This is a genomic window from Streptosporangium sp. NPDC003464 (genome assembly GCF_053588315.1).
The window spans coordinates 1-3,037 of the sequence record NZ_JBSFPS010000487.1 but is presented as its reverse complement, the minus strand read 5'-3'; the positions used below and the strand labels follow the sequence as shown (position 1 = coordinate 3,037).

Sequence of the window (3,037 nt, the reverse complement as noted above, 5' to 3'; positions counted from 1 at the left end):
CGTACCGGGGCGTAGGGGGTGTTCCCCGTTCGATCGTGTGCCCTGTTCTCGGGGGCCGTTGCTGGAGTCTGGCTGGTATCCACCGACGGCCACCACGCCAGACTCCAGCAACGACCGATCCGTCCACGACGCCGTTCCCACCAGAACCCTGCCCATGGCGGTGTGCACTGCCCCGATGAGGCCCTGTCAGACGCCTTGGCGTATGTACAGGTCGCGCAGCAGGCCGATCTCGCCGCCGTGATGCGCGACCTCGACCAAAGCGTGCAGCGCGAGCTTCAGATAGGTCTCCTCGGCCCAACCGCCGGGACCCATGCCGATCGGGGCCAGCAGACGCTGGTCGCCGAGGGCGGCGATGCGGGAGATGAAGTGCTCCCAGTCCTCGGCGAGCGCCTCGATGCCCGCTTTCGCGGTGCCCGGCCACTCGTCGCGCTCGCCGAACTCGGGGGCGTCGTCGAAGAGGTAGATCACGTAGCCACGCAGGCAGAGATTGCCGATGTGCCAGACGCGCCAGGCGATCGTGGTGACGGGGTCCGGCGCATCCGGGGTCGACTCCGGAAAGACCGCGTCGACACGGAAGACGCCGTCGTCGCCGGGGCGCAGGCCGACGCAGTCGCTGACCGGCTCCCAGTGGTACTCGGCGTCGGTCAGGCCCTCAAGGCGCCTGAACAGCATGGATCGCGCGCGTTCGAAGCTGGCGAGGATGTCCCGGGTGGCGGGATCGGTCATGTCCACCCGATGCACCCTATAGTCCGGATCATGGAGCGCTATACCGGGGAAGAAGCCCCGTAACGATCAATTGTTCATGGATTCGCGCTTCAGTGGGCGATTCCCGCCGACTGAAGCGCTAAGTCGCACTCGAAGCGTGTCGGGATTAGGCGGCGCTCTCAAGGGGTCAACGCATCACCGCACAATGACCTTGATCATTAGTGGAGGTGCGTGTGCGGGACTACGGGTTATCACCCGATCGCAAGACGAGGTCTGGCAGCGATGGCGCAGCGGAGAGTCGCTGAGCTCCATCGCCCGGGGCGTCGGTGCTCCGCTGCAGCATGTACGCCGCTTCTTCGCCCAGACCGGCGGCGTCCGGCCTCCTGCCGTACGAGGCTCGCTCCGGCACCTGGCCGTCGCCGAGCGGGAGGAGGTCTCCCGTGGCCTGGCCGCCGGCCACTCGGCGCGGGCGATCGCCCGGCGGCTGGGACGCTCGGCCGCGACCGTCTCCCGGGAGATCGCCCGTAACGGCGGCCGCGAGCACTACCGGGCCCGAAACGCTGAAGACAACGCCCGTCGGCGGGCATGTCGCCCCAAGCCCGCCAAGCTGGCCCAGCACCTCCATTTACGTGGCCTGGTGGAAGACAAGCTCGCCCGGCGCTGGTCACCCCAGCAGATCGTCGGCTGGCTGCGGCGCCGTTTTCCCCAGGCCCGGCACCTGCGGGTTTCCCACGAGACGAGCTATCGCTCGTTGTTCGACCCACGGCGCCGGGCGATCAACCGGGACCTGTCGCGGCAGTTGCGCACCGGTCGGCCCATGCGTTAGCCACGGACGGCCCGCCACGCCTCGGGCCGGGGTCGGCTGCGCGACATGGTCTCGATCAAAGCTCGTCCGCTCGAGGTCGGGACCGGTCTGGTCGCCGGTCACGGGGAGGGCGATCTGGTGATGGGCAGCCGTCCCTCGGCGATCGCCACCCTGGTCGAGCGCACCAGCCGCTACGTGGTGCTGGTGGCGCTGCCCGATGGAATCAAGGCCGCGCAGGTCCGGCCGCATCTGACCCGCGTCTTCACCGGCCTGTCGCCGCGGATGCGCCGTTCGCTGACCTGGGATCGCGGCCGAGAGATGGCCGAGCATCGCCTCTTCAGCAACGACACCGGTGTCCCGGTCTACTTCTGCAAACGGCGCGGTCCCTGGCAGCGAGGGACCAACGAGAACACAACGGGCTGCTACGGCAGTATCTGGCCAAAAGCGCCGACCTGCGCCACCTGACACAGGAAGACCTTGATGGCATCGCCGCCGAGCTCAACGACCGGCCTCGCCGGATCCACGACTTCCGAAGTCCAGCCGAGGTCTACGCTGACCTCATCAAAGACGGTGATGCGTTGACCCCTTCAGGTCGCCGTCTAATCCCGACACCCTCAGGCGCCGAGCTGAAGCCGACGGATCGGCTACCTGGCGGCTGGAGTCACGTTCGGAAGTGGAGGGCCTACTCGGGGCCCGTCAGGCCACTTCGGCCAAGTCGTCGGCACTCGGCTTGCTCAGTGCTCTTCGCATGGGCAGGGGGTTCGCCATGCCGCGTGGCAGAGCCCGGTGGGACGGCAACTCGGGTATGGCTGCCTTTCGGCCGTCAAAACCGATCATCATCCGCCCAGGGGAACTCGCCGTGCGAGCACCTTTCGGTGGCTGATCCTCCAGCCTTGGTCCACGCGCACGATGGTGTCTTCATAGGTGACGCTCCCGCTCGTGCCGTCGACGTTGATACCGATGCCCTTGGAGCGTGCGTGTACCCGGCCGTCGGTCTGCTCGCTCAGGACGATGTTCGTGACATGGTGTCCGACCGGGTTGCGTTCACCCAGAGCGCGTCCAGCGGCGGCGCAGGCCACCACCCCTCTCAAGATTTCCTGCCCGAAATCGCTCACGTCATAGATGACGTCGGCGGTGAACACCTCGTCCAAGCGATCGAGTTCTCCGCTGTCGCACAGGTGCCCGTGCATCGCGATCAGGTCGTTGATGGTGCAGCGATCTTCATAGGCGAGAGTCATGCTCATCCTTTGCGGGCAGAGCCCGAGGACCCCTCTCGGTGGTCCCTGGGCGGACATCGATATGGGGAGTTCCCCGTTTCGTCGTGCACTAAGGTAAACGGGGAACTCCCCACATCGCAACGAGGGAGGGAGCATGACGATGACGCATCCGGAGTCGCCGACGGGCACGCGGCCGCGCAGGGCGGACGCGGCGAGGCCGGAGCGGTCGTGATCAGGCGTCGTGACAGCGGATCGCCGGCCGATCTCCACGTCGCCGGTGCCGGACGGCGACGGAAGGGGACATCATGAC

The 3,037-nt window shown here is 67.2% G+C and carries 2 protein-coding genes and 1 pseudogene; 1 reads left to right on the top strand and 2 read right to left on the bottom strand.

Annotation, left to right across the window (positions count from 1 at the left end; genetic code table 11):
* Positions 1–186: 186 nt before the first annotated feature.
* Complete coding sequence (locus ACWDS7_RS47630; protein WP_451934693.1) at positions 187–726, bottom strand: DinB family protein; 540 nt, start codon at positions 724–726, stop codon at positions 187–189.
* 212 nt (positions 727–938) lie between these two features.
* Here ACWDS7_RS47630 and ACWDS7_RS47625 point away from each other — a divergent pair.
* Positions 939–2,097: pseudogene (locus ACWDS7_RS47625) on the top strand (IS30 family transposase); the annotation flags it as partial.
* Positions 2,098–2,346: 249 nt separating this feature from the next.
* On the opposite strand, the gene ACWDS7_RS47620 reads toward ACWDS7_RS47625, so the two are convergent.
* Positions 2,347–2,748: a nuclear transport factor 2 family protein gene (locus tag ACWDS7_RS47620; protein WP_451934692.1), complete on the bottom strand. Its 402-nt coding sequence runs from the start codon at positions 2,746–2,748 to the stop codon at positions 2,347–2,349.
* Between the last annotated feature and the right edge of the window lie 289 nt (positions 2,749–3,037).

Excerpts from the sequence above, each read along its gene's own strand:
- ACWDS7_RS47620 (WP_451934692.1), bottom strand. The coding sequence starts at position 2,748 with ATGACTCTCGCCTATGAAGATCGCTGCACCATCAACGACCTGATCGCG.
- ACWDS7_RS47630 (WP_451934693.1), bottom strand. The coding sequence starts at position 726 with ATGACCGATCCCGCCACCCGGGACATCCTCGCCAGCTTCGAACGCGCG.